We start from the raw sequence: 22,289 nt of genomic DNA on the forward strand, positions 1-22,289 counted from the left end.
GTCACTCCACGCGGATGTTCGCCTCGCGGATCAGGCCTTCCCACTTCGCCGTCTCGGCGCGCAGCCATTCGGCCGCCGATGCGGGGGTCGAATCGGCGACCAGCCGCATCGCGAGGTCGCCGAGGCGCTGCTTCACCGCATCCTGCGCGGCGGCGCGGTTGAAGGCGGCATTGGCGGCGGCCACCACCTCGGCCGGGGTGCCCGCCGGCGCCAGCACCATGTGCCAGGTGAAGGCGGTGAGGTCCGGGAAACCGGCTTCGGCCGTGGTCGGCACGTCGGGCAGCTGCGGCAGGCGGCGGTCGTCCATCACCGCCAGCGCCCGCGTCTCGCCCCGCTGCACGAATGGCACGGCCGACGTCGCGACATCGACGATGAGCGGGATGGTGCCGTTCAGCACGTCCGGCATCGCCGCGGCGGTGCCGCGATAGGGGATGTGGTTGCCGCTGACGCCCATGCGCCGCAGCATCAGCTCCGTCGCCAGGTGCAGCGCGCCGCCATTGCCGGAGGAGGCGTAGTCGAGCCCGCCGCGCGCCTCGCGCAGGCGGGCCTGCAGGTCCCGCATGTTGGCGGCGCGGAGGTCCTTGTTCACCGTCACCACCATCGGGATGACGCCGACCAGGGCGACCGGCACGAAATCCGCCACCGGATCGAAGGGCAGGCGCGGGAAGAGCGGCCGCAGCGAGGCATGGGCGACGGTGGTGTAGAGCATCGTCAGCCCGTCCTTCGGGGCCTTGGCGACGGCATCGGTGCCCACCACCACGCCCGCGCCGGTGCGGTTCTCAACCACCACGCGGTTCGGCAGGAACTCGCCCATCCGCTCGGCGAAGAGCCGGGCGGGGATGTCGGTCGGGCCGCCGGCCGCGAAGGGCACGATCAGGCGCAGCGGCTGGGCGGGCCAGGCCGTCTGCGCGGCGGCGGGGCGAAGGAAGGGGGCGGCAAGCGCGGCGCCGAGAAGGGGGCGGCGGAACATCGTCGATCACACTCCGGATGGTGCCTGCGCCATCGCGCCAGGCGCCGCCCGGTTGCCGCCGCGCCGCCGCCGCGTCAATCGTCCGACGCTGTCAGCCTTGCGTACAGCTCGGGGTCGGTGGCGCCCTCGGTCCCGAAGACCAGCACGCGGCTGTCGGCGTCGAGGCCGAGCATCGCGCGAGAGAGCGGGTCCTCCGCCACCAGCAGGAAGGCGGCGAGGCCGGCCACCGCGCTTTCGCCCGCGACCACCGGCGGGTCGCGCCGCGCCAGCAGCCGCATGCAGTCCACCGCGCTGGCATCCGGCACCGCCATGAAGGCCGCCGCGCCGCGCTCCAGCTCCTGCCAGGCGAGCAGGCTGGGCTCGCCGCAGGCCAGCCCGGCCATCAGCGTGTCCAGCTCGCCCGGGACCGAAACCGCCTCCCCCGCCTCGGCGCTGGCCAGCAGGCAGGCGGCCTTCTCGGGCTCGGCCACCACCAGCTTCACCCGGTCGCCGTGCCGGGCGCGCAGCTGGACCGACACCGCGGCCGCGACGCCGCCGACCCCGCCGGGGACGAAGGCATGGGTCGGCGGCTGGTCCAGCGCGTCCAGCGCCTCCTCCGCCATCACGCGGTAGCCCTGCATCACGTCGCGCGGGATCTCGGTGTAGCCGGGGTAGGAGGTGTCGGAGACGACGAACCATCCCTCGCGCTCGGCCGTGCGGGCGGCCTCGCGCACCGCGTCGTCATAGGTGCCGGGGACCACGCGGATCTCGGCGCCGTAGCGGGCGATGGCGTCGCGGCGGCCCTGGCTCACCGTCTCATGCACGAAGATCACGCAGCGGCAGCCGAAGCGCTGCGCCCCCCAGGCGACGGAACGGCCGTGGTTGCCGTCCGTCGCGCAGGTGACGGTGATGCCGCGCGCGGCGTCGCGATGCGCGCCCGCTTCCAGTTCCTTCGTCGTCGCATGGGCCGCGACGCCGCGGCGGGCGAGTTCGCCGACCAGCAGCTTCGCCACCGCATAGGCGCCGCCGAGCGCCTTGAAGGAGCCCAGGCCGAAGCGTCCCCCTTCATCCTTGTAGTGGACGGCCGCGACGCGGGTGGCGTGTGCCACCTCGTCCAGCGGGCGGAGCGGCGTCGGCGCGTGGCCGGGCCAGGACTCGATCTCGGCGCGGGCGCGGCGGAAGCCGCCTTCGGGCAGCACGACGACGCCGGGGGTGCCGTGGCGGCGGTTGATCAGCAGGCGGTAGGGGCGGGCTGGGATCATGCGGCGGACGATGCCCCCGCCCCATCCGGCCTGCAACTCCGCAGGGGCCGCGGCTTGCCGGGCGGGGCCGCGATGGGCGAGGATGCGGGCAACGACCCAGGGGGGACGCGCCGCCATGACCACCCGACGCCTGCTGTTCGGCGCCGCCGCCGGCCTGCTCGCCGCGCCGCGCATCGCGCAGGCCGCCTGGCCCGCCGACCGTCCGATCGAGGTCGTGGTCCCCTTCCCGCCCGGCGGCGGCGTGGACAACATGGTGCGGCCCATCGTGCAATACGTGCAGCCGCGCCTGCCCGGCGCGCGCTTCGCCATCGTCAACCGCGCCGGCGCCGCGGGGCAGATCGGCTTCGAGGCGATCTTCAACGCGGCGCCGGACGGCTACACGATCGGCGCGGTCACCAACACCGCCATGCACGCCATCGCGGTGGAACGCCGCCCGCGCTACCGGCCGGAGGACTTCACCTACATCGCCAATGTGGTGGACGACCCCGGCGGCTTCTGGGTGCGCGCCGACAGCCCCTGGCGGACACTGGCCGACCTGCGGGAGGCCGCGCGCCGCGCGCCGGAGACGATCGGCGTCGGCACCGCCGGAATCGGCTCCGACGACCACCTCCTGCAACTCGCCTTCGAGGAGGCGGCCGGCGTGCGGCTGCTGCATGTGCCGTACAGCGGCACCGCACCGGTGATGCGCGACATGCTGGGCGGCAGCCTGCCGATCGGCAGCCTGAACATGAGCGAGGGGCTGCCCCTGCTGCGCGACGGGCGCATCCGCTGCCTCGGCCAGGGCGGCCCGGCGCGCTGGGCCCCGACCGGGGAGGTGCCGACCTTCCGCGAACAGGGCTTCGACGCGATGGGCGGCAGCGCCCGCGGCATCGCCGGCCCGCCGGGCATGCCGGCCGAGATCGTGGCCCGCCTCCGCGACGCCTTCCGGGAGGCGCTGGCCGACCCCGCGATGGTGGCGGAGGCCGAGCGCACGGGGATGCCGATGCGGGCACTGATCGGCGACGAGTACCGCGCGATGATGCGCGCCGACCACGAGGCGATCCAGGGCCTGTGGCGGCGCCGCCCCTGGCGGGAAGGATGAGGCGGCGCGGGCCGCCTACTCCTCCCGCGCGCCTTCCGCGATGAGCCTCGCCCTGATCTCCGGCGGCAGCGGCACCTTCGCGCCGGTGTCCTGGCGCGTCACGACGACCACGCTGCGGGCGGTGACGCAGGGCTCGGCGTCCTTCCACAGCACATAGTCCTGCGTGTACGACGTGCGGCGCAGCGCGACGGTGCGGCAGCCCAGCACCACCTCGTCCCCGAAGCCGACGGCGCGGAGGTAGCGCGCCTCGATCTGCGCGACCACCGGGCCGGGGCGGTCGGGCGAGATGCGGGCGCCCGCCACCGCCTGCCAGTGGTCCACGCGCAGGTCCTCGAACATCGTCAGGTAGGCCGTGTGGTTGACATGGCCGTAGAGGTCGCATTGCGCCCAGCGGATCACCTGGGGGCGCAGGATCGTCCATTCGGCGGGATTCACGGATGCGCGACCTCGCCCGAGGGCACGGGGCGCGGCTTCCGCTCGGAATCGATGGCGACGAAGGTGAAGGTGCCCTCCGTCACCTGCTCCATCGCGTCCTCCGCCAGGCGGCGGCGCCAGGCCTCGATCCGCACGCGCATGGAGGTGTTCCCCACGCCGATGACGCGGGCATAGATGCTCACCTCGTCGCCCACCAGCACCGGGCGGTGGAACACCATGCCGTCCACCGCGATGGTCGCCACCCGCCCGCGCGCGCGGCGCATCGCCGCATTGCCGCCGGCCAGGTCCATGAGCCCCAGCAGCCAGCCGCCGAAGATGTCGCCCGATGGGTTGGCATCGGCCGGCATCGCGATGGTGCGCAGCAGCGGCGCTTCCTCGGGCGGAGCGTCCTGCGCGGGGGGACGGTCCTCCATCCCCTCAGAGCCCGGTCGCGTCGAGGCGCAGGATGGACCGCGCCAGGGCCTGGGCGCGGGGCACCAGGCTGCCGATCTCGAGGTATTCCTCCGGGCTGTGCGCCTTGCCGCCCACCGGCCCCACGGCGCAGAGCGTCGGCGCGCCGACCGCGGCGGTGAAGCCGGAATCGGCGCAGCCGCCGGAGAACTCGCCGGAGGTCGCGAAGCCGCTGTCCCTCGCCGCGCCCTCGTAGAGATGGAACAGCTTCGCCGCCGCAGGCGTCTGCGTCAGCGGCAGGAACTCGCCCTTGATCGTCAGCGTCGCGCGCGTGCCGGGGACGTGGCTGCGCGCCACGATCGCCTCGATCTTCGCCATCACCTCCTCGCGGTCGGCGGGCTCGACATAGCGGAGGTCGATCTGGCCCTGCGCGTGGGGCGCGACCGTGTTCACGCTCTGCCCGCCGGAGACGAGGCCGACATTCAGCGTGATCCCGCGCGAGAGGTCGGTCAGCGCATGGATCGCGGTGATCTTGGCGGCGAGTTCCCCGATGGCGCTGACGCCCTGCTCGAAGTTGCCGCCCGAATGCGCGGCCTTGCCCTCGATGTCGAAGACCGAGAAGACGCCGCCCTTGCGGCCGGTGACGATGCCGTTGTTCGGCCGGCCGGGTTCGGAATTGAACACGGCGCGTGCGGACCGCGCCTCCGCCTCGATCACCGGGCGGCCCTCGGGGGAGCCGATCTCCTCGTCGCCGGTGAACAGCCCGACCAGCGGGCCGGGCGCGCCGCCGAACTTCCGGAAGGCGGCGAGGACGAACATGTTCATCACCAGCCCCGCCTTCATGTCGGCGACGCCGGGGCCATAGGCGCGGTCGCCGTCGATCGTGAAGGGGCGGCGCGCGGGCTCGCCCTTCGGGAAGACGGTGTCGCGGTGGCCCATCAGGACGATGTTGCGCCGGTCGTTGCCGCCGCCGGTGCCGCTGCCGTCATCGACGGTGGCGCGCAGGCAGTCGCCGAAGCGGGGCTGCGGCAGGGTCTCCACCGGGATGCCCTGCGCGGCCATGAAGCGCGCGACCTGCGCGCCGACCCGGTCCACCCCTTCCTTGTCGTAGCTGCCGCCGTCGGTGTCCACCATCTCGCGCAGCGCGTCGAGCATGGCGCCCTTCTGGGCGGCGAGCCAGGCGAGGATCTCGGTCTCGGGGTTCGGCATGTCGGCTCCTTCTCCGGCGGCCGAGGCTGCCATCGCCGCACGCCGCCGGGAAGGGTCCCCGCGCTACTCCACGCGGCCGATACGACCGACGGCGCGCACCAGCCGCGCGCTGTCCTCGGCGAAGAAGCGGGCGAAGTCCGGAGCATCCATGTAGGCCACCGGCGCGCCCGCGGCGTTGAAGGCCTGCACGAGCTGCGGGTCCTGCACGGCCTGGCGCACCGCATCGCGCAGGCGGCCCATCACCGGGGCGGGCGTGCCCGCCGGGGCGAACAGGCCGGCCCAGATGTAGAACTCCACATCGGCGAAGCCCTTCTCGATGAAGGTGGGCACGTCCGGGAAGGCGGGCACCCTGTCGCGCCCCCAGCAGCCCAGCACGCGGAGCCGGCCGTCCCGCGCATGCTGCGTCAGCGTGCCGGGGGCGGAGGCAAGCGCCTGGATCTGCCCGCCGAGCAGGGCGGTGATGGCCGGGCCCGCCCCCTGGAAGGGCACGTGCAGCAGCCGGATGCCGGCGGAGGCCGCCAGCATCTCCATCGCGACATGCAGCGTGCCGTAGGTGCCGGAGGAGCCGTAGGGGATGCTGCCCGGGTTGGCGCGGGCGGCGGCGACGAATTCCTCCATCGTGCGCCAGGGTGCGGTGGCGGGAACGGCCAGCATCGTGGGATCGGCGTTCACCAGCGCGACCGGGGCGAACTGGTCGGCCGTGTAGGGGGGCGGGCGGTTGAACAGGCGCTCCGCCTCCGGGATCACGGCGAGAGAGGACAGCGCCATCACCAGCGTGTAGCCATCCGGCGCGCTGCGGGCGACGAAGGCGTTGCCGATCGCGCCGGCCGCGCCACCGCGGTTCTGCACCACGACGGGCTGGCGCAGGATGCGCTCCATCGCCGCCGCGGTGGGCCGCGCGGCGAGGTCCGCCTGCCCGCCCGGCGGGAAGGGCACGACCATGGTGATGGAACGGGTCGGAAACTCGGTCGCCTGCGCCAGGGCGGCGGGCGCGAGCGGCAGCGCGGCGGCGGCGAGCAGCGTGCGGCGGTGCATGTCTGGCGTTCTCCCCTCGGGTTGGCCCGTTCGTGCGCGGTGGCGCGGCGGGCGGGTCAGGCCACGCGGTTCTCCAGCACGCCGATGCCCGCGACCTCGATGCGCACCAGGTCGCCCGGCTTCAGGAAGACCGGCGGACGGAAGCCGATGCCAACGCCGGCGGGCGTGCCGGTGGCGATGATGTCCCCGGGTTCGAGCGTGATGCCCGCGCTGATGCATTCGATCAGCGTCGGGATGTCGAAGATCAGGTCGGCGACGGGGGCATCCTGCCGCTTCTCGCCGTTCACCTGCGTGGTCAGGCGCAGCGCCGCGGGGTCCGGGACCGCGTCGGCGGTGAGGATGGCGGGGCCCATCGGGCAGAAGCCGTCGATGCCCTTGCCCAGCACCCATTGCCGGTGGCGCTGCTGCAGCGTGCGGGCGGTGACGTCGTTGACGATGGTGTAGCCGAAGACATGGGCCAGCGCGTCGGCCCTGCGGATCCCCCGCCCCCCCGTGCCGATCACCACCGCCAGTTCGCCCTCGTAGTCGGTGCTGCCGGTCGGGTCGAGATGGGCGGGGATGGGCTCGCCCGGGCCGATGACGGAACTCGGCGGCTTGGTGAAGACGACGGGGAATTCCGGCTCCACCTCCTTCGCGGTGGCGTCGAAGCCGGAGCTGGCGAATTCCTTCGCGTGCTCGCGGTAGTTCTTGCCGACGCAGAAGATGTTCCTGCCCGGCCGCGGGATGGGCGCGAGCAGCACCGCATCCGCGACCACCGGGGCCTTCCCCGCCGCGCCGCGCGCCGCGTCCAGCGCACCGGCCCCGCCGCGGATGAGGTCGAGAAGGGTGGCCGGCAGCGTCGCATCGGCCGCCGCGAGGTCCCGCACCCGGCCCGCATCGTCCAGCATGCCGGGCGCGGCACCGGACCCGTCGGGGCGGCGGAAGGTCACGAGACGCATCAGGGGGTCCTCTCCTCAGTTCACCGTATGGCGGCCTGGAGGCTGCATCTGCCCTGTCTCGTCGGGGTTGGCGAGGGGCAGGCTCGCCGCGCGTTCCAGCGCGCGGGCGGCGCGAAGCGCCAGGTCGTCGCGGTAGAGCGCGGCCGCCACCTGCACGGCCCGCGGCATGCCCGATTCGTCGAGCCCGACCGGCACCGCAATGGCGGGCTGGCGGGTCAGGTTGAAGGCGAAGGTCCAGGGCGCCCAGTCGCGCCACAGCGCCTCGGCGGGCTTCAGCGTCGGCGTGTCGGCGTCGAAGGCGGCGGTGGGGGTGCAGGCGGTCAGCACCAGGTCGTAGCGCTGGTGGAAGCGCGCCATCGCGTGGGCGGCCTGCAGGCGCAGCATGTCGGCGCCGAGGAAATCGGCCGCGCCCATGCCGCCCATCTGGCGCGCGACATCGCCGATGCCGGGGTCGAGCAGGTCGCGCCTGTCCTCCGGCGTCTGGTCCCACAGCCGGGCCATTGCCACCCCCCACACGCGGGAGAAGATGGCGCGCGCATCCGGCATCTCGGGGTCCGCCTCCTCCACCGTGGCGCCCGCCTCCATCAGAAGGGTGGCGGCGACGCGCAGCGCGGCTTCCCCTTCCAGGTCGAGCGGCGGCTGGAAGCCGAAGCTGCGGACGATCGCCACACGCAGCCCCTTCACCCCGTCATCGAGCCCGCAGCGCCAGTCCCGCTTCTCGTCCGGCAGGCAGACGGGGTCGCGCAGGTCGAAGCGCGCCATGGCGGAGAACATCAGCGCGGCGTCGGTGACGGTGCGCGTCATCGGCCCCGCGCAGGCGACGGCGGAGAAGGCGCCATGCGGCCATTGCGGGATGCGCCCGTAGCTCGGCTTCATGCCGACCAGGCCGCAATAGGCGGCGGGGATGCGGATGGACCCGCCGGCATCGGTGCCGATATGCAGCGGCCCGAAGCAGGCCGCGCCCGCCGCCCCCGCGCCCGAGGAACTGCCGCCCGGGGTGCGCTGCGGGTTCCAGGGGTTGCGCGTGACGCCGTGCAGCGGGCAGTCGCCGGGCGTCTTCCAGCCGAATTCCGTCGTCGTGGTCTTGCCGATGATGACCGCGCCTTCCCGCTTCAGGCCGAGCACGGCGGGCGCGTCCTCGGTTGCGGGCGTCGCATCGGTGGCGCGGCTGCCGCGGCGGGTCGGGAAGCCCGCCATGTTCAGCAGGTCCTTCACCGTGGCCGGCACGCCGTCGAGCAGGCCGAGGGGGCGGCCGGCCATCCAGCGCGCCTCGCTCTCGCCCGCCTGCTGCAGCGCGCGCGGGTTCATGGCGGCGAAGGCGTTGACCCAGGGGTTGTAGCGGGCCACCCGTTCCGTCACCGCGCGCAGCGCCTCCACCGGGCTCAGCGCGCGGCGCGCGTAGAGGGCGAGCAGCTGCTCCGCCGTCATCAGCGCGGGATCGGTGGGCTGCGTCATGCGGGGCTTCCGGAGTGCGACATGCCGGCGCAGCATGGCGGCTCGGCACAGCAAGGGAAACCCCATGGCAGACCGCAGCCCGAATCCCTGGGAATGGTCGGAACCGGAATGGCGCCACATCGTCGGCCGCGCCCGCGCCGGGCGGCCGCTGCGGCCGAAGGCATGGCCGGGCGGCGCGCGCTGCTGCGTGGCGCTGTCCTTCGACGCGGACCACGAGACCATCCCGCTGCGCGACGCCGACGAAAGCCCGATGCGCATCAGCCAGGGGCAGTACGGCAACCGCCAGGGCATCCCGCGCATCCGCGCGCTGCTGGCGCGCCACGCCATCCCCGCCACCTTCTTCTACCCCGCCGTCTCCGCCCTGCTGCACCCGGACGAGGTGCGCGGCGTGGCGGGCGAAGGGCATGAGATCGGCATCCATTCCTGGATCCACGAGGCCAACACCAAGCTGCCGCCGGGCGTCGAGCGCGACCTGACGCTGCGCGCGGCGGATGTGCTGGAGAAGCTCAGCGGCCGCCGCCCCGTGGGCATCCGCACCGCGTCCTGGGACTTCTCGGTCGACACCATGTCGATCATCAGGGAGATGGGGCTGCTCTACGACAGCTCCCTGATGGCCGATGACGACGCCTATGAGCTGATGGATGGCGGCGAGCCGACCGGCATCGTGGAACTGCCGCCCGAATGGATCCGCGACGACGCGGTGTATTTCAACATGGTCCGCTTCTCCGCGCTGCGCCCCTACACCGCGCCTTCGGCGGTGGAGGAGATCTTCCGCGCGGAGTTCGAAGGTGCCTACGACGAAGGCGGCATGTTCCTGCTGACCATGCACCCGCATGTCATCGGCCACCGCAGCCGCATCGCGCTGCTGGACCGCCTGGTGTCGCATATCAGGACGCGGCCGGGCGTGTGGTTCGCGACGCATGAGCAGGCGGCGCGCTGGTGCCGGGACAACGCGGCCTGAACCGGCCCTGGACCACCGGGGGCGGCGGCGCCAGATGGGGGGGCATGACGGACCCCACGAACCCGCTGCTCGCCCCCTGGGACACGCCCTTCGGCGTGCCCCCCTTCGACCGCATCCGGCCGGAGCACTTCCCGCCCGCCTTCGACCATGCGGTCGCCGCCCACCGCGCCGAGGTGGAGGCGATCGCGGCCGACCCCGCGCCGCCGTCCTTCGCCAACACGGTGGAGGCGCTGGAACGCGCGGGCGCGGCGCTGACCCGCACCGCCTCGGTCTTCTTCAACCTGACGCTCAGCCGCGCCGGGGAGGCGCTGCAGGCCGTGGAGCGGGAATGGGCGCCCCTGCTCGCCCGGCACCGGACGGAGATGTCGCTGCATCCCGGCATCTTCCGCCGGGTCGGGGCGCTGCACGCGACGCGCGGCGGGCTCGGCCTCGCGCACGACCAGCTCCGGCTGTTGGAACGGCTGCACCTGCGCCTGCTGCGCAGCGGCGCGGCGCTGGACGGCGCGGCGCGCGAGAGGCTGACCGCGATCTCCACCGAGTTGGCGACGCTCCACACCCGCTTCGGCCAGAACGTGCTGGCGGACGAGAACGACTGGCAGCTGGTCCTGGCGGAAGCCGACCTCGACGGCCTGCCTGGCTTCGCCCGAGATGCGGCGCGGGAAGCCGCACGGGAACGCGGGATGGAGGGCTACGTCGTCACCCTGTCGCGCTCCTCGGTCGAGCCCTTCCTGACCTTCTCCGCGCGCCGCGACCTGCGGGAGGCGGCCTGGCGCGCCTGGGTGGCGCGCGGCGCGCTGCACCCCGAACGCGACAACGCCGCGCTGGTGAAGCGCATCCTGGCGCTGCGCGCCGAACGCGCGCGGCTGCTCGGCCACGCGGATTTCGCCGAGTACCGCCTGGTGGACAGCATGGCGGGGACGCCTGAGGCCGCGGAGAGCCTGCTGCGCGCGGCGTGGGAGCCGGCGAGGCGCCGCGCCGAGGCGGAGCGCGAGGAACTCGCCGCCCTCGCCCGCGCCGGCGGGCAGGAGGGCCCGATCGAGGCCTGGGACTGGCGCTTCTGGGCGGAACGCGCGCGGCGGGCGAGGCACGACTTCGACGGCGCGGCGCTGAAGCCGTATTTCGAGCTGGAGGCGATGCTGCGCGCGGTGTTCGGCACGGCGACGCGGCTGTTCGGCGTGCGGTTCGAGGAACGGCGCGACATCCCCCTGTACCACCCCGACCTGCGCGCCTTCGAGGTGCGGGACGCGGATGGCGGGCATCGCGGGGTCTTCCTGCTCGACAACTTCGCCCGCGGCGGCAAGCGGTCCGGCGCGTGGATGAGCAGCTTCCGCGTGGCGGACGGGCTGGATGGCGGCACCGCGCCGATCGTCGTCAACAACAACAACCTCGCGAAATCCGTCCCCGTGCTGCTGTCCTTCGACGAGGCGCGGACGCTGTTCCACGAATTCGGCCACGCGCTGCACGGGCTGCTGAGCCGCGCGCGCTACCCCTCGCAGTCCGGCACCGCCGTGCTCGGCGACTTCGTGGAGTTCCCGAGCCAGGTGATGGAACACTGGCTGAGCGTGCCCGCGACCCTGCGCGAGCACGCCCGCCACCATGAGACGGGCGAGCCGCTGCCCGAGGCGATGCTGGACAGGCTGCTGGCCGCCCGCAACGAGGGCCAGGGCTTCGCGACGGCGGAATACGTCGCCTCCGCCCTGCTCGACCTGGCGCTGCACCGCCATCCCGCGCCGGAGACGCTGGACCTCGATGCCTTCGAGGCGGAGTTCCTCGCGGGGATCGGCATGCCGGAGGCTATCGGGCTGCGTCACCGCCCGGTGCATTTCGGCCATCTCTTCGCCGGCGGCGGCTATGCCGCGGGCTACTACTTCTACCTGTGGGCCGAGGTGCTGGACGCCGACGGGTTCGAGGCCTTCGAGGAGGCGGGCGATCCCTTCCACCCCGACCTCGCGGCGCGGCTGAGATCCATCTTCGAGGCGGGCGACACGCGCGACCCGATGGAGCTGTACATGGCGTTCCGCGGCCGCGCGCCGAAGGTGGATGCGCTGCTGAGGAAGCGCGGGCTGGCGGCGTAGCCCGCGCCCCCGCCGCCCTTCCCCGCGCAGGGCGGGGAAGGGCGGCCACGCGTCAGGCCGCCTTCGCCTCGCGCCGGCGGCGGGTCAGGACGAATTCGGTGTAGCCGTTGGGCTGGCTCGTCCCCTCGAAGACCAGGTCGCAGGCGGCCTTGAAGGCGACGCCGCCGAAGTCCGGCGCCATCGGGGCGTAGAGCGGGTCCGCGGCGTTCTGGCGGTCCACCACGGCGGCCATGCGGCGCATCGTCTCCATCACCTGATCGCGCGTCACGATGCCGTGGCGCAGCCAGTTGGCGATGTGCTGGGAGGAGATCCGGAGCGTCGCGCGGTCCTCCATCAGGCCGACATCGTTGATGTCCGGCACCTTGGAACAGCCCACCCCCTGGTCGATCCAGCGCACGACATAGCCCAGGATGCCCTGCGCGTTGTTGTCCAGTTCCGCCTGCACGTCGGCCGGCGCCCAGTTGGTGTCCTGCGCCAGCGGCACCGTCAGGATGTCGTCGAGGCTGGCGCGGCGGCCGCCGGCCGCGATCTCCGCCTGCCGCGCGGCGACGTCGACCTCGTGGTAGTGCAGCGCGTGCAGGGTCGCGGCGGTGGGGGACGGCACCCAGGCGGTGTTGGCGCCGGCCTTCGGATGGCCTGCCTTCTGCTCCAGCATCGCCGCCATCATGTCGGGCATCGCCCACATGCCCTTGCCGATCTGCGCGCGGCCCCGCAGCCCGCAGGCGAGGCCCACATCGACGTTCCACTCCTCATAGGCCCTGATCCAGGCGAGGCCCTTCATGTCGCCCTTGCGCACCACGGCGCCCGCTTCCATCGAGGTGTGGATCTCGTCGCCCGTGCGGTCGAGGAAGCCGGTGTTGATGAACACCACGCGGTCCTTCGCGGCGCGGATGCAGGCCTTGAGGTTGACGGTGGTGCGCCGCTCCTCGTCCATGATGCCCATCTTCAGCGTCGCGCGCGGAAGGCCGAGCGCGTCCTCGACCTTCGCGAAGAGCAGGTCGGCCGCCGCCACCTCCTCCGGCCCGTGCATCTTGGGCTTCACGATGTAGACGCTGCCCGCGCGGCTGTTCAGCCGCTTGCCGCGGATGTCGTGCAGGGCGATGGTGACGGTGATCATCGCGTCCAGCACCGTCTCCGGCACCTCCCGCCCGTCGAGCGTGACGGCATCGGTCATCATGTGGTGGCCGACATTGCGGACCAGCATCACCGACCGCCCGTGCAGCGTCACCGCGCCGCCCGCGGGGGTGCGCCAGGTGCGGTCCGGGTTCAGGCGGCGGGTGATGGTGCGGCCGCCCTTCTCCAGCTCCGCCGTCAGGTCGCCGCGCATCAGGCCGAGCCAGTTGCGGTAGACCGCCACCTTGTCCTCGGCGTCCACGGCGGCGACCGAATCCTCGCAGTCCTGGATGGTGGTCAGCGCCGATTCCATCACCAGGTCGGCGATGCCGGCGGGGTCCGTGCGGCCGATCGCGTGCGTGCGGTCGATCTGCACCTCGATGTGCAGGCCGTGGTTGACGAGCAGGACCGCGGTGGGGGCCCATGGCTCCCCCTGGAAGCCGACGCACTGGCCCGGGCGGGCGAGGCCGACCTTGCGGCCGTCCTTCAGCGTGACGGTCAGCGCGCCCCCTTCCAGCGCATAGCCCGCGCTGTCGGCATGGCTCGCGCCCCCGGCAAGCGGCGCGGCGCGGTCCAGCACGCGGCGGGCGAAGGCGATGACCTTCTCGCCGCGCTTCGGGTTGTAGCCGGGGCCCTTCGCGGCGCCGTCGGCCTCGGGGATGGCGTCCGTCCCGTAGAGCGCGTCGTACAGGCTGCCCCAGCGCGCATTGGCGGCGTTCAGGGCGTAGCGGGCATTGGAGACGGGCACGACCAGCTGCGGGCCCGCGACGGAGGCGATCTCGGCATCCACGTCGGTGGTGCCGACGGCGAAGTCCGCCGGCTCCGGCAGGAGATAGCCGATCTCCGTCAGGAACGCCTTGTAGGAGACGAGGTCGAGCGGCCGGGCGGGGTTGGCGCGATGCCAGGCATCGATGCGGGCCTGCATCTCGTCCCGCTTCGCCAGCAGCGCGGCGTTGCGGGGCGCCCAGTCGCGCAGGATGGATTCGAGGGAGGTCCAGAAGCGGGCCGGCTCCACCCCCGTGCCGGGCAGGGCCTCGGTCTCCAGGAAGTCGCGAAGCGCAGCGGCCACGCCGAGGCCGCCGATCTGGACCGTTGCCGCCACCGTCTGTTCTCCCTTTCCGGACGCCGCCCGTGTCGCGGGGCGGCAAGGGCCGGGTGATTGGGCGCAATCGGGCCCGGAGGCAAGGGGGGCGGCGGGCGGCCGCCCCCCTGCCCGCTCAGCGGTCCAGCACGTTGCGGTCGTTCTTGGCGGCCAGGGTGCGGAAATGCGGCTCCAGCTCGGCCTCGGGCAGGCCCCAGGCCTGCATGAAGCCCATGACCAGGCGCTGCTCCTCCGGCTCGGCCTGGCCGTCCGACATGGCGCTGTCGATCATGTTGAGGATGATGCAGAGCTTCTGGTCCGGCCGCAGCCGGGCGGATGCCGCGGCGGCGAACTCCTCGGGCTTCGTGGCGCGGCAGTAGCGCAGCGCGGCGTCCACCGCCTGACGCGTCGCGCCCTGGCCCATGACGGAGACGAGGTGGCCGATCTCCTCCTGGTCCATCTCCCCGTCGGACGCCATGCAGTAGAGCAGCGCGACCGCCAGGCAGTTGCGCGGCGTCAGGTCCAGGCCCGGGGCCTGGGTCTTGAACATGCTGAACACGTCGTCGTCTCCCGGTCTTGTGGCCGGCGGGCGATTCGCCCTGCCGGCGCCGTGTTGAGCCGGATCGGCGGGGTCGTTGCAAGAGGAGGAAGAAGACGTCCGGACCGCCACACTGTGGCGCGGCCACCACAGGGCCAAGGTATGTTGCTGGCGGACTGTTTCGGACTTTGTGAACCAATAGATTGAATTTAGACTGCCTACGATCAGCCGGAATTGACCGCCGTGACCCCCGCCCCCGTGCTCGCGCCCGCAGCGCCTGCCCCCGATGCGCCTGCCCTCGAAGACGTCCAGGCCATCCGCCGCCTTGCGCCGGTGCAGCCCCGGACCATGGTCGAACAGGCCGCCGAAGCCGTGGTGGCCGCCGCCGCCCGCGGTGCCTTCCTGCCAGGTGACCGCCTGGTGGAGGCCGAGATCGCCCGCGACCTGGGCATCAGCCGCGTCCCGGTGAGAGAGGCGCTGCGCCTGCTGGAAAGCCAGGGCATCGTCGTCAGCACGCCCTACAAGGGCATGCGCCTGATGCAGGTCACCAACAAGATGGTGGCCGAACTGATGCGGACCCGTGCCGCGCTCGAGGCGCTGGCCCTGCGGGAGATGCTGGGCGCCGGCCCGGTCCCGGCCTCGCGCCTCGCCCCGGCGCGGCGGGCGGCGCTGCGCTACGAGGCGGCGATGGCCAGCGACGACGCGGCGGCGATCGTCGCGGCGGACGAAGCCTTCCATGCCGAGCTGTGCCGGACCTCGGGCAATGCCGTGCTGGTGGGCATCTGGCTGGGGCTGGCGCGCCAGCTCTCCGTCGTCTGGGGGCTGGGGCATGACGTGCGCGCCAAGCCGCGCATCGCCGACGAGCACCGCGCCATCCTGGACAGCCTGGCGCGCGGCGACGCCGCGGGCGCGCAGCGGGCGCTCGATTCGCACCTGGCCTGGCACGAGGAATTCGACTTCGAGGGCCTGGTCGAGAAGCGCCGCGGCAGCCGCAGGCGATAGCCCGGCGCAAAGGGCCGCAGGGCCGCCCTCAGTGGGCGCCCGTCACCCCGCCCGGCTCACGCGCAGTCGCAGCCATCGGTCGGGCTGGACGCGCCGCGGACGACATGATGGTCGATCCACTCCGCGACGAGGCGGCGCGCCTCGGTCATCGACGCTTCGGGGTGGTGGATGCGGTACAGCGTGGTGCAGGCGCCGAAGGCCTGCAGGTCGCCGCGGCCGCCATCCCGCAGTTCGCGATAGGCTGTGACCACGGCGCGTTCGCAGCGGCGGGCGATATGGCTGAATTCCCGACCCATCACCATCCCTCGTCCCCCGCAGCCGCCGAGCCATGCCCAGCACCTGCGAATGATTCTCAATTGAGCGCCCGTTTATACGCCAGCCATCCCATCGGGTTCAAGTGAAGCCGCGGACAGGGCGGGGCTCAGCCCCGCGCCACCGCCTCCGCGATCGCCTTGCCGACATCGACCGTGCCCGCCTGCCCGCCCATGTCGCGCGTGCGCGGCCCGCCTTCCGCCAGCAGCCTCTCGATCGTCTGCACGATGCAGTCGGCGGCCGCCTTCTCGCCGAGGTGCTCCAGCATCATCGCCCCCGACCAGATCTGGCCGATCGGGTTGCAGATCCAACGCCCGGCGATGTCGGGGGCGGAGCCGTGCACCGGCTCGAACATGCTGGGCGCCGTCTTCTCGGGGTTGATGTTGGCGCTGGCCGCGATGCCGATGGACCCCGCCACCGCCGGGCCGAGGTCGGAAAGGATGTCGCCGAACAGGTTCGACCCCACCACCACGTCGAACCAGTCCGGGTGCTGCACGAAATGCGCGCAGAGGATGTCGATGTGGAACTGGTCCGTCGTGACCTCCGGGTAGTGCTTCGCCATCTCGGCGAAACGCTCGTCCCAGTAGGGCATGGTGAAGGTGATGCCGTTCGACTTGGTGGCGGAGGTGACCTTCCGGCGCTTCCGCGTCATCGCCAGGTCGAAGGCGTATCGCATCACCCGGTCGCAGCCGATGCGCGTCAGGATGGATTGCTGGGAGACGAATTCGCGGTCGGTGCCCGGGAACATGCGGCCGCCGACGCTGCTGTACTCGCCCTCGGTGTTCTCCCGCACGACGTAGAAGTCGATATCCGCCGGCCCCCGGTTCGCGAGCGGCGAGGTCGAGCCGGGCAGCAGCTTGCAGGGGCGCAGGTTCACATACTGGTCGAAGCCGCGACGGATCGGGATCAGCAGGCCCCAGAGCGAGACGTGGTCCGGCACGCCCGGCCAGCCCACCGCGCCGAGGAAGATCGAGTCGCTGTCGCGCAGCCGCTCCATCCCGTCCTCCGGCATCATCCTGCCGGTGGCCTTGTACGTCTCGCAGGACCAGTCGTATTCCGTCAGCTTCAGCTCGAACCCGAAGCGCCGCGCGGCGGCATCGAGCACGCGCAGCCCCTCGGGCGTCGTCTCCTTGCCGATGCCGTCGCCGGGGATGACGGCGATGCGGTAGCTCCTGCTGGCCATTGCGCGGTCCTTAGCTGCGGCGCGCACCATGGCCGAGGGGCGGGCCGCGCTCAACCCGCCCGGGCGGGCGCCACGCCCGGCGCAGCCATGGCAGCGGCGCGACGCAGAGGCCCGCGAGCGCCACCCAATGCGCCGGCCGCATCCCCGCCGCGAGGTCGAGATTGGCGGCCAGGATGCGTGCCGCGGGCAGGTTGGTGGCCACCGCGTACCAGGCGGCTTCGACCAGCGCCGTGCTGGCGGCCGCCGCCAGCGCCAGCCCGGCCAGGGCCGGCGGATGCGCACGCCACCGCCCCGGCAGCGCCCGCCACAGCATCAGCCACAGGAACAACCCGGCCAGCAGCGCCGCACCGTCCGCCCGTGCCTTGGATTGCAGGAAGGCGTGCAGCACGCCGCCCGCCGCCAGCACGTACACCGCGCGATGCAGCCGCTTCCACCGCCGCCCGAGCCGCGCCTGCCAGTCATCGGTCGAGGTCCAGCCGAGCACCGACAGGCCGAGCACCACGGCGAAGCCGAGCGTCAGGTAGGCGCGCAGCGCGATTTCGGTCGCCACAGCGCCGAGGCTCCATCCCTGGTGGCCGGCGTAGAGCAGGAGGTGCAGCACCGCGTAGCCGAGCGCGACCAGCCCCAGCATCCGCCGCAGCGTCGCGGCCTTCGGCCAGTCGGCGACGAAGCGCAGCGGCGTCACGGCAAGGCTCGCCAGCAGTGCCTGGAGCGCGAGCGCGCCGGCCTGCCGCGTCGCGGCCTTCCAGGGCTCTGCCCCCAGCGCGCCGGCGGCAAGGTCCAGCAGCAGCAGCGCGCCCGGCAGGATCGCCAGCGCGAGCACCGCGGCGCGGAGCGGGGAGAAGCGCCCGCCGCGGTCCTGCCAGGGGCGCGGGATGCGCCGGCGGGGCTGCGCGGGCGCGGCTTCAACGGGCATGGCGGCGCCAGTCCTCCGGCGTCTCGAAGCTGCCGCTCCAGATGCCGCGGCCAGCCCAGCGGGCGCCCACCTCCTGCCGCATGTAGCGCCAGGAGTAGCGGGTGTAGGCGACGGCCCAGCCCTCCCGCACCAGCCAGGCGGCGATGTCGGTCCCGCCGAGGTGGCAGCGGGCCAGGACGCGCCGGTAGCGGTCCTCCCCGCTCGCGACGCAGGCGATGCTGCCCGCCTCCAGCAGGTCGCGCAGCGCGCGCGTCGCCTCGGCGCCGCAGGGCCAGGGGGCGCCGTTGCGAAGGCAGGTCTGGCGCGCTTCCGGCGCGTCGATGCCCTCGAGCCGGACTCGCCGCCCCTCGACCACCAGCGTGTCGCCATCCACCACCGTGGCCTGGCCCTGGAGGTCCGGCCCGCCGGGGCCGGGCAGCAGCCCGCCCTGCCAGCCCAGCCAGCCGGCCACCGCCAGGCCGAGCAGCAGCAGGGCGGCGGACAGCCGCCTTCGGGCGCGGCGGACGATCACCCGAGAAGCCCGCGGGCCCGGATCTCCGCGCAGATCCGCCCGACCTCGTCGATCGGCGGGCGCGCGAAGGGCGCGGGCGCGGCGGCCAGGGGCCGGGCCTGTCCCGCGGCGTAGAGGCTTTCGTGCAGGGCCAGGTGCCGCCGGCCCTCGGCGCCGGTCGGGGCCACGAAGACCGGCGCCTGCGTGACCAGCGCCTCGGACAGCATCGAGACGGAGTCGCCCGTCACCACCAGCGCATCGGCCCAGGCCATGAAGCCCAGCAGCGGGTTGGCGCCGGGGCTGCCCCAGCGGTGCAGCCGGTGCGGCAGGGCCGCCAGCGCGGCGGCCAGCGCCTCGGTCGCCGCGGCCCCGGTACGGCGGCTGGCGGTGGCCAGCACGCTGCCGGCGAAGCCCGCCACCCGCGCGCCGAGATCCCGCGCGACGCCGGGCGCCATCCCCTCGGCCCGGACCGGGCCGCCGACCAGCAGCGCCACGCGCGGGCCGGGCAGCCCGCCGAGATCCGCGAACTCCTCCCGCGCGGCGGCCAGCCGGGCGGGGGAGATCCGGTGCGCGGCGCCGAGGATGGGCAGGGCATTGGCGGCCCGCGGCGGGCCGTCATGCCGGCCGACGACGTTCAGGTCGAAGCCCGCCGCGCCAGGACAGCGCATGCAGTGCACCGTCCGCACGCCGCGCCGGCCGAGCCACAGCGCCACCGGGCCGGACCGCCGCCCCGCGGAGACGGCGAGCCGCGGCCAGGGCGGCGCGATGCCGGCCCGCGCCGGGGCGGACAGCCCGGCCAGCGTCGGGAACGGCAGGGGAAGCCGGGCCAGCGGCCCCCATTCCAGCGGCAGGGTCCGGAACGGCACGCCCAGCCTTTCCGCGATGCCGAGCGCCTGCGCCGCGGTGCCCGCGCGCGGATCGGCCAGCACCCAGACCCGCTCCGCCGCCGCCATCATGGACGCGCCCCGCCCGGGGCGTTACCTGTGCGCTTCACGCCGATCCGCATCCGCCGAGGAACACCGCCCGATGGCCGCCACCCACGCCTCCGACTGGGACCGCGACGCAGCCCTCACCACCGCGCGCATCCTGCTGGAAATCAAGGCGGTGAACTTCCGGCCGGAAGAGCCCTACACCTTCACCTCGGGCTGGAAGTCGCCGGTCTACATCGACTGCCGCAAGATCATCTCCTTCCCCCGCGCGCGCAACCGCATCTGCGACCTGGGCGTGGAGAAGATCGGCCGGCATGTCGGCTACGAGACGATCGAGGCGGTGGTGGGCGGGGAGACCGCCGGCATTCCCTTCGGCGCCTGGATCGCCGACCGGATGATGGCGCCGATGGCCTATGTGCGGAAGAAGCCGAAGGGCTTCGGCCGCAACGCCCAGATCGAGGGCGAGGTGCCGGTCGGCAAGAACACCCTGCTGGTGGAGGACCTGACCACCGATGGCGGGTCCAAGATCCGCTTCGCCAACGCGCTGCGCGAGGCCGGCGTGATCTGCGACCACACCTTCGTCGTCTTCTACTACGGCGTCTTCCCCGGCAGCTTCGAGAAGATGAAGGCCATGGGCCTGCAGCTGCACCACCTCTGCACCTGGTGGGACGTGCTGGAGGTGTGCCGGGAGCGGCCCTATTTCAGCGAGGGCGCGCTGAAGGAGGTGCGCCGGTTCCTGGAGGACCCGGTGGGCTGGTCGAAGGCGCATGGCGGCATCGGCAGCGTGGACGAGGCACGCCCGAAGGACGCGGCGGAGTAGCGCCGGCGGCGCGGCCTGCCGCGCCGATCGTCACCGAAAGGCATGGAGCACGCCGATGGCCGCACGCCTTCCGCTGATCCTCGCTGCCCTCCTGCTCGCCGGCCCCGCGCCGGCGCAGCCCGCGCGCGACCAGCTGTCCATCGGCATCACGCAGTACCCGTCCACCTTCCACCCCAACATCGAGAGCATGGCCGCGAAGTCCTACGTGCTGGGCTTCGCGCGGCGGCCGCTGACCGTGCGCGACCCTGACTGGAACCTCGCCTGCCTCGGCTGCGACACGGTGCCGTCGCTGGAGAACGGGCTGGCGGTGCGGGAGGCGACGCCCGATGGCCGGCCGGGCATCCGCGTCACCTGGCGCCTGCGCGAGGGCTGGCGCTGGGGCGACGGCACGCCGGTCTCGGCCGAGGACATGCTGTTCGCCTGGCAGGCGGGGCGGGACTTCTCCACGGGCTTCGGCGGCAGCGAATTCTACCGCCAGGCCTATGAGGCGATCGTCGTCGATCCCCGCACCATCGCGCTGCGCTTCGACCGCGTGACCTTCGAATACGCCTCCGCCGGCAACTGGGAACCCCTGCCCGCCCATGTCGAGCGCAGGCGGTGGGAGCAGGAACCGCGCAGCTACCGCAGCCGCAGCGCCTATGAGACGGAGACGACGAACCCCGCGCTTTGGAACGGCCCCTACCGCATCGCCGCGGTGCAGCCCGGCGCGGGGGTGACGCTGGAACGCAACCCGGCCTGGGCCGGACCCGCGCCGGCCTTCCGCCGCATCGCGATCCGCACGGTGGAGAACACGGCGGCGCTGGAGGCGCAGCTGCTGGCCGGCCAGCTCGACATGGTGGCGGGGGAGCTCGGCCTGCCGCTGGACCAGGCGGCCGCGCTGGAACGCCGCGCCGCCAGCCGCTTCCGCTTCGCCTACAGGCCGGGACTTGTGTACGAGCATCTCGACCTCAACCTCGACACGCCTGCGCTGGCGGACCGGCGCGTGCGGCAGGCGCTGGTCAGCGCCATCGACCGCGCGCAGATCGTGCAGCGCCTGTTCGAAGGGCGGCAGAGCGTGGCGCACACCACCGTCAACCCGCTCGACGGCATGCATGACGACGCGGTCCGGCAATGGCCCTTCGACCTGCCGCGCGCCCGTGCCCTGCTGGAGGAGGCCGGGTGGCGCCCGGGCCCCGACGGCATCCGCCGCAACGCCGCCGGCGAACGCCTGGCGATCGATCTGATGACGACCGCCGGCAACCGATCGCGCGAGGCGGTGCAGCAGGTGGTCCAGGGCATGTGGCGCGGGGCGGGCATCGAGGCGCGCATCAGGAACGAGCCGCCGCGCGTCTTCTTCGGCGAGACGCTGAGCCGCCGCCGCTTCACCGGCGCCGCGATGTTCGCCTGGATCAGCAGCCCCGAGAACGTGCCCCGCACCAGCCTGCATTCGGACGAGATCCCGACGGCGGAACGCAACTGGTCCGGCCAGAACTACACCGGCTTCCGCAACGCCGAGATGGACGCGCTGCTGGAGGCGATCCCGGTGGAGCTGGACCGCGAACGCCGCCGCGCGCTGTGGCACCGCCTGCAGGCGATCTATGCCGAGGAACTGCCGGCGATCCCGCTCTGGTTCCGGTCGGATGCGCATGTCTGGCCGGCCTGGCTGGAGAATGTCCGCCCGACCGGCCACCTGAACCCCTCCTCGCTCTGGGTGGAGGAGTGGCGGGTGCGGCCGTGATGCTGGACCACGTCTCCATCGCCGTCGCCGACGTCCCGCGCGCGGCGCGCTTCTACGATGCGGTGATGGCCGCGCTCGGCGTGCCCTGCGTGTGGCGGGAGGAAGGCGCGGTCGGCTACGGACGTCGCAGCACGGCGGGGGATGACGGGCACGGCTACCTGACGATCCGGCTGGGTGCCGCCCCCGCCAGCCCCGCCTGCCACTGGTGCTTCCGCGCGCCGGACCGTGCGGCGGTGGACGCCTTCCATGCCGCCGGCCTCGCGGCGGGCGGCAGGGATGACGGGCCGCCGGGCCTGCGGGGGCACTACCATCCGGACTACTACGCCGCCTTCCTGCGCGACCCCGACGGCAACCGCATCGAGGCCGCCTGCCACCGCGCGGCGCCCGCCGCATGATGC

Annotated in this window: 22 protein-coding genes; 7 read left to right on the plus strand and 15 right to left on the minus strand. The window is 73.4% G+C overall.

Features of this window, described 5'->3' with window-relative positions:
* Position 1: 1 nt before the first annotated feature.
* Both ACK8OX_RS13605 and ACK8OX_RS13610 read right to left on the minus strand, forming a co-directional pair.
* Positions 2–970: a Bug family tripartite tricarboxylate transporter substrate binding protein gene (locus ACK8OX_RS13605; protein ID WP_430664674.1), complete on the minus strand. Its 969-nt coding sequence runs from the start codon at positions 968–970 to the stop codon at positions 2–4.
* 74 nt (positions 971–1,044) lie between these two features.
* Positions 1,045–2,211: a diaminopropionate ammonia-lyase gene (locus ACK8OX_RS13610; protein ID WP_430664675.1), complete on the minus strand. Its 1,167-nt coding sequence runs from the start codon at positions 2,209–2,211 to the stop codon at positions 1,045–1,047.
* A 115-nt stretch (positions 2,212–2,326) separates the two neighbouring features.
* On the opposite strand from ACK8OX_RS13610, the gene ACK8OX_RS13615 reads away from it, so the two are divergent.
* Positions 2,327–3,292: a Bug family tripartite tricarboxylate transporter substrate binding protein gene (locus tag ACK8OX_RS13615; protein ID WP_430664676.1), complete on the plus strand. Its 966-nt coding sequence runs from the start codon at positions 2,327–2,329 to the stop codon at positions 3,290–3,292.
* Between the two features lie 15 nt (positions 3,293–3,307).
* On the opposite strand, the gene ACK8OX_RS13620 is transcribed toward ACK8OX_RS13615, so the two are convergent.
* From ACK8OX_RS13620 to ACK8OX_RS13645, 6 genes are all read right to left on the minus strand, one after another.
* Positions 3,308–3,727, minus strand: a complete 420-nt coding sequence (locus ACK8OX_RS13620; RefSeq protein ID WP_430664677.1) for an acyl-CoA thioesterase — start codon at positions 3,725–3,727, stop codon at positions 3,308–3,310.
* Positions 3,724–4,140 (minus strand): acyl-CoA thioesterase, encoded by a 417-nt coding sequence (locus ACK8OX_RS13625; RefSeq protein WP_430664678.1) that lies wholly within the window; start codon positions 4,138–4,140, stop codon positions 3,724–3,726. Before ACK8OX_RS13625 ends, ACK8OX_RS13620 begins: the two co-directional genes overlap by 4 nt.
* Positions 4,141–4,144: 4 nt before the next feature.
* Positions 4,145–5,326 carry a M20 family metallopeptidase gene (locus ACK8OX_RS13630; RefSeq protein WP_430664679.1) on the minus strand — a complete coding sequence of 394 codons (1,182 nt, stop codon included), beginning with the start codon at positions 5,324–5,326 and terminating at the stop codon, positions 4,145–4,147.
* Positions 5,327–5,389: 63 nt separating this feature from the next.
* Positions 5,390–6,361: a tripartite tricarboxylate transporter substrate binding protein gene (locus ACK8OX_RS13635; RefSeq protein ID WP_430664680.1), complete on the minus strand. Its 972-nt coding sequence runs from the start codon at positions 6,359–6,361 to the stop codon at positions 5,390–5,392.
* Between the two features lie 56 nt (positions 6,362–6,417).
* A complete protein-coding gene (locus ACK8OX_RS13640; RefSeq protein ID WP_430664681.1) occupies positions 6,418–7,299 on the minus strand; it encodes a fumarylacetoacetate hydrolase family protein in 882 nt (293 codons plus the stop codon).
* A 15-nt stretch (positions 7,300–7,314) separates the two neighbouring features.
* The gene (locus ACK8OX_RS13645) at positions 7,315–8,754 is read right to left on the minus strand and encodes an amidase (RefSeq protein ID WP_430664682.1); all 1,440 of its coding nucleotides are present in this window, start codon (positions 8,752–8,754) and stop codon (positions 7,315–7,317) included.
* A gap of 64 nt (positions 8,755–8,818) precedes the next feature.
* On the opposite strand from ACK8OX_RS13645, the gene ACK8OX_RS13650 reads away from it, so the two are divergent.
* Both ACK8OX_RS13650 and ACK8OX_RS13655 read left to right on the plus strand, forming a co-directional pair.
* A complete protein-coding gene (locus ACK8OX_RS13650; RefSeq protein WP_430664684.1) occupies positions 8,819–9,715 on the plus strand; it encodes a polysaccharide deacetylase family protein in 897 nt (298 codons plus the stop codon).
* A 44-nt stretch (positions 9,716–9,759) separates the two neighbouring features.
* Complete coding sequence (locus tag ACK8OX_RS13655) at positions 9,760–11,790, plus strand: M3 family metallopeptidase (protein ID WP_430664685.1); 2,031 nt, start codon at positions 9,760–9,762, stop codon at positions 11,788–11,790.
* A gap of 52 nt (positions 11,791–11,842) precedes the next feature.
* On the opposite strand, the gene ACK8OX_RS13660 is transcribed toward ACK8OX_RS13655, so the two are convergent.
* Together ACK8OX_RS13660 and ACK8OX_RS13665 are read right to left on the minus strand one after the other, a co-directional pair.
* Positions 11,843–14,005 (minus strand): malate synthase G, encoded by a 2,163-nt coding sequence (locus ACK8OX_RS13660; RefSeq protein ID WP_430664687.1) that lies wholly within the window; start codon positions 14,003–14,005, stop codon positions 11,843–11,845.
* Between the two features lie 115 nt (positions 14,006–14,120).
* On the minus strand, positions 14,121–14,534 hold the full coding sequence (locus ACK8OX_RS13665) for a TerB family tellurite resistance protein (RefSeq protein WP_430664755.1): 414 nt from the start codon (positions 14,532–14,534) through the stop codon (positions 14,121–14,123).
* Positions 14,535–14,765: 231 nt separating this feature from the next.
* Between ACK8OX_RS13665 and ACK8OX_RS13670 the strand changes: the two genes are divergently transcribed.
* Complete coding sequence (locus ACK8OX_RS13670; protein ID WP_430664688.1) at positions 14,766–15,524, plus strand: GntR family transcriptional regulator; 759 nt, start codon at positions 14,766–14,768, stop codon at positions 15,522–15,524.
* 56 nt (positions 15,525–15,580) lie between these two features.
* On the opposite strand, the gene ACK8OX_RS13675 is transcribed toward ACK8OX_RS13670, so the two are convergent.
* From ACK8OX_RS13675 to ACK8OX_RS13695, 5 genes are all read right to left on the minus strand, one after another.
* Positions 15,581–15,820: a hypothetical protein gene (locus ACK8OX_RS13675; RefSeq protein ID WP_430664689.1), complete on the minus strand. Its 240-nt coding sequence runs from the start codon at positions 15,818–15,820 to the stop codon at positions 15,581–15,583.
* 125 nt (positions 15,821–15,945) lie between these two features.
* The gene (locus ACK8OX_RS13680; RefSeq protein WP_430664690.1) at positions 15,946–17,019 is read right to left on the minus strand and encodes a tartrate dehydrogenase; all 1,074 of its coding nucleotides are present in this window, start codon (positions 17,017–17,019) and stop codon (positions 15,946–15,948) included.
* Positions 17,020–17,029: 10 nt separating this feature from the next.
* Complete coding sequence (locus ACK8OX_RS13685) at positions 17,030–17,935, minus strand: sulfite oxidase heme-binding subunit YedZ (RefSeq protein ID WP_430664691.1); 906 nt, start codon at positions 17,933–17,935, stop codon at positions 17,030–17,032.
* Positions 17,925–18,446: a thermonuclease family protein gene (locus ACK8OX_RS13690; RefSeq protein ID WP_430664692.1), complete on the minus strand. Its 522-nt coding sequence runs from the start codon at positions 18,444–18,446 to the stop codon at positions 17,925–17,927. The genes ACK8OX_RS13685 and ACK8OX_RS13690 overlap by 11 nt, the downstream gene beginning before the upstream one ends.
* On the minus strand, positions 18,443–19,381 hold the full coding sequence (locus ACK8OX_RS13695; protein ID WP_430664693.1) for a mitochondrial fission ELM1 family protein: 939 nt from the start codon (positions 19,379–19,381) through the stop codon (positions 18,443–18,445). The genes ACK8OX_RS13690 and ACK8OX_RS13695 overlap by 4 nt, the downstream gene beginning before the upstream one ends.
* A gap of 70 nt (positions 19,382–19,451) precedes the next feature.
* Here ACK8OX_RS13695 and ACK8OX_RS13700 point away from each other — a divergent pair, with 70 nt between their 5' ends.
* Genes ACK8OX_RS13700 through ACK8OX_RS13710 form a run of 3 tightly spaced genes read left to right on the plus strand, consistent with a single transcriptional unit; the run spans position 19,452 to position 22,286 of the window.
* On the plus strand, positions 19,452–20,174 hold the full coding sequence (locus ACK8OX_RS13700) for an orotate phosphoribosyltransferase (RefSeq protein ID WP_430664694.1): 723 nt from the start codon (positions 19,452–19,454) through the stop codon (positions 20,172–20,174).
* 55 nt (positions 20,175–20,229) lie between these two features.
* Positions 20,230–21,891, plus strand: coding sequence for a peptide ABC transporter substrate-binding protein (locus ACK8OX_RS13705; protein ID WP_430664695.1), 1,662 nt, complete (start codon positions 20,230–20,232; stop codon positions 21,889–21,891).
* Complete coding sequence (locus ACK8OX_RS13710; RefSeq protein ID WP_430664696.1) at positions 21,891–22,286, plus strand: VOC family protein; 396 nt, start codon at positions 21,891–21,893, stop codon at positions 22,284–22,286. Before ACK8OX_RS13705 ends, ACK8OX_RS13710 begins: the two co-directional genes overlap by 1 nt.
* The last annotated feature ends 3 nt before the right edge of the window (positions 22,287–22,289 follow it).

It is taken from the genome of Falsiroseomonas sp. CW058 (genome assembly GCF_050563535.1).
Taxonomy (GTDB): domain Bacteria; phylum Pseudomonadota; class Alphaproteobacteria; order Acetobacterales; family Acetobacteraceae; genus Falsiroseomonas.

Bases quoted from the DNA above. Each gene is read 5' to 3' on its own strand.
- ACK8OX_RS13645 (WP_430664682.1), bottom strand. From the start codon at position 8,754: ATGACGCAGCCCACCGATCCCGCGCTGATGACGGCGGAGCAGCTGCTC.
- ACK8OX_RS13710 (WP_430664696.1), top strand. From the start codon at position 21,891: ATGCTGGACCACGTCTCCATCGCCGTCGCCGACGTCCCGCGCGCGGCG.
- ACK8OX_RS13705 (WP_430664695.1), top strand. From the start codon at position 20,230: ATGGCCGCACGCCTTCCGCTGATCCTCGCTGCCCTCCTGCTCGCCGGC.
- ACK8OX_RS13610 (WP_430664675.1), bottom strand. From the start codon at position 2,211: ATGATCCCAGCCCGCCCCTACCGCCTGCTGATCAACCGCCGCCACGGC.
- ACK8OX_RS13640 (WP_430664681.1), bottom strand. From the start codon at position 7,299: ATGCGTCTCGTGACCTTCCGCCGCCCCGACGGGTCCGGTGCCGCGCCC.
- ACK8OX_RS13700 (WP_430664694.1), top strand. From the start codon at position 19,452: ATGGCCGCCACCCACGCCTCCGACTGGGACCGCGACGCAGCCCTCACC.
- ACK8OX_RS13615 (WP_430664676.1), top strand. From the start codon at position 2,327: ATGACCACCCGACGCCTGCTGTTCGGCGCCGCCGCCGGCCTGCTCGCC.
- ACK8OX_RS13675 (WP_430664689.1), bottom strand. From the start codon at position 15,820: ATGGGTCGGGAATTCAGCCATATCGCCCGCCGCTGCGAACGCGCCGTG.
- ACK8OX_RS13680 (WP_430664690.1), bottom strand. From the start codon at position 17,019: ATGGCCAGCAGGAGCTACCGCATCGCCGTCATCCCCGGCGACGGCATC.
- ACK8OX_RS13650 (WP_430664684.1), top strand. From the start codon at position 8,819: ATGGCAGACCGCAGCCCGAATCCCTGGGAATGGTCGGAACCGGAATGG.
- ACK8OX_RS13685 (WP_430664691.1), bottom strand. From the start codon at position 17,935: ATGCCCGTTGAAGCCGCGCCCGCGCAGCCCCGCCGGCGCATCCCGCGC.
- ACK8OX_RS13635 (WP_430664680.1), bottom strand. From the start codon at position 6,361: ATGCACCGCCGCACGCTGCTCGCCGCCGCCGCGCTGCCGCTCGCGCCC.
- ACK8OX_RS13625 (WP_430664678.1), bottom strand. From the start codon at position 4,140: ATGGAGGACCGTCCCCCCGCGCAGGACGCTCCGCCCGAGGAAGCGCCG.
- ACK8OX_RS13665 (WP_430664755.1), bottom strand. From the start codon at position 14,534: ATGTTCAAGACCCAGGCCCCGGGCCTGGACCTGACGCCGCGCAACTGC.
- ACK8OX_RS13630 (WP_430664679.1), bottom strand. From the start codon at position 5,326: ATGCCGAACCCCGAGACCGAGATCCTCGCCTGGCTCGCCGCCCAGAAG.
- ACK8OX_RS13605 (WP_430664674.1), bottom strand. From the start codon at position 970: ATGTTCCGCCGCCCCCTTCTCGGCGCCGCGCTTGCCGCCCCCTTCCTT.
- ACK8OX_RS13655 (WP_430664685.1), top strand. From the start codon at position 9,760: ATGACGGACCCCACGAACCCGCTGCTCGCCCCCTGGGACACGCCCTTC.
- ACK8OX_RS13695 (WP_430664693.1), bottom strand. From the start codon at position 19,381: ATGATGGCGGCGGCGGAGCGGGTCTGGGTGCTGGCCGATCCGCGCGCG.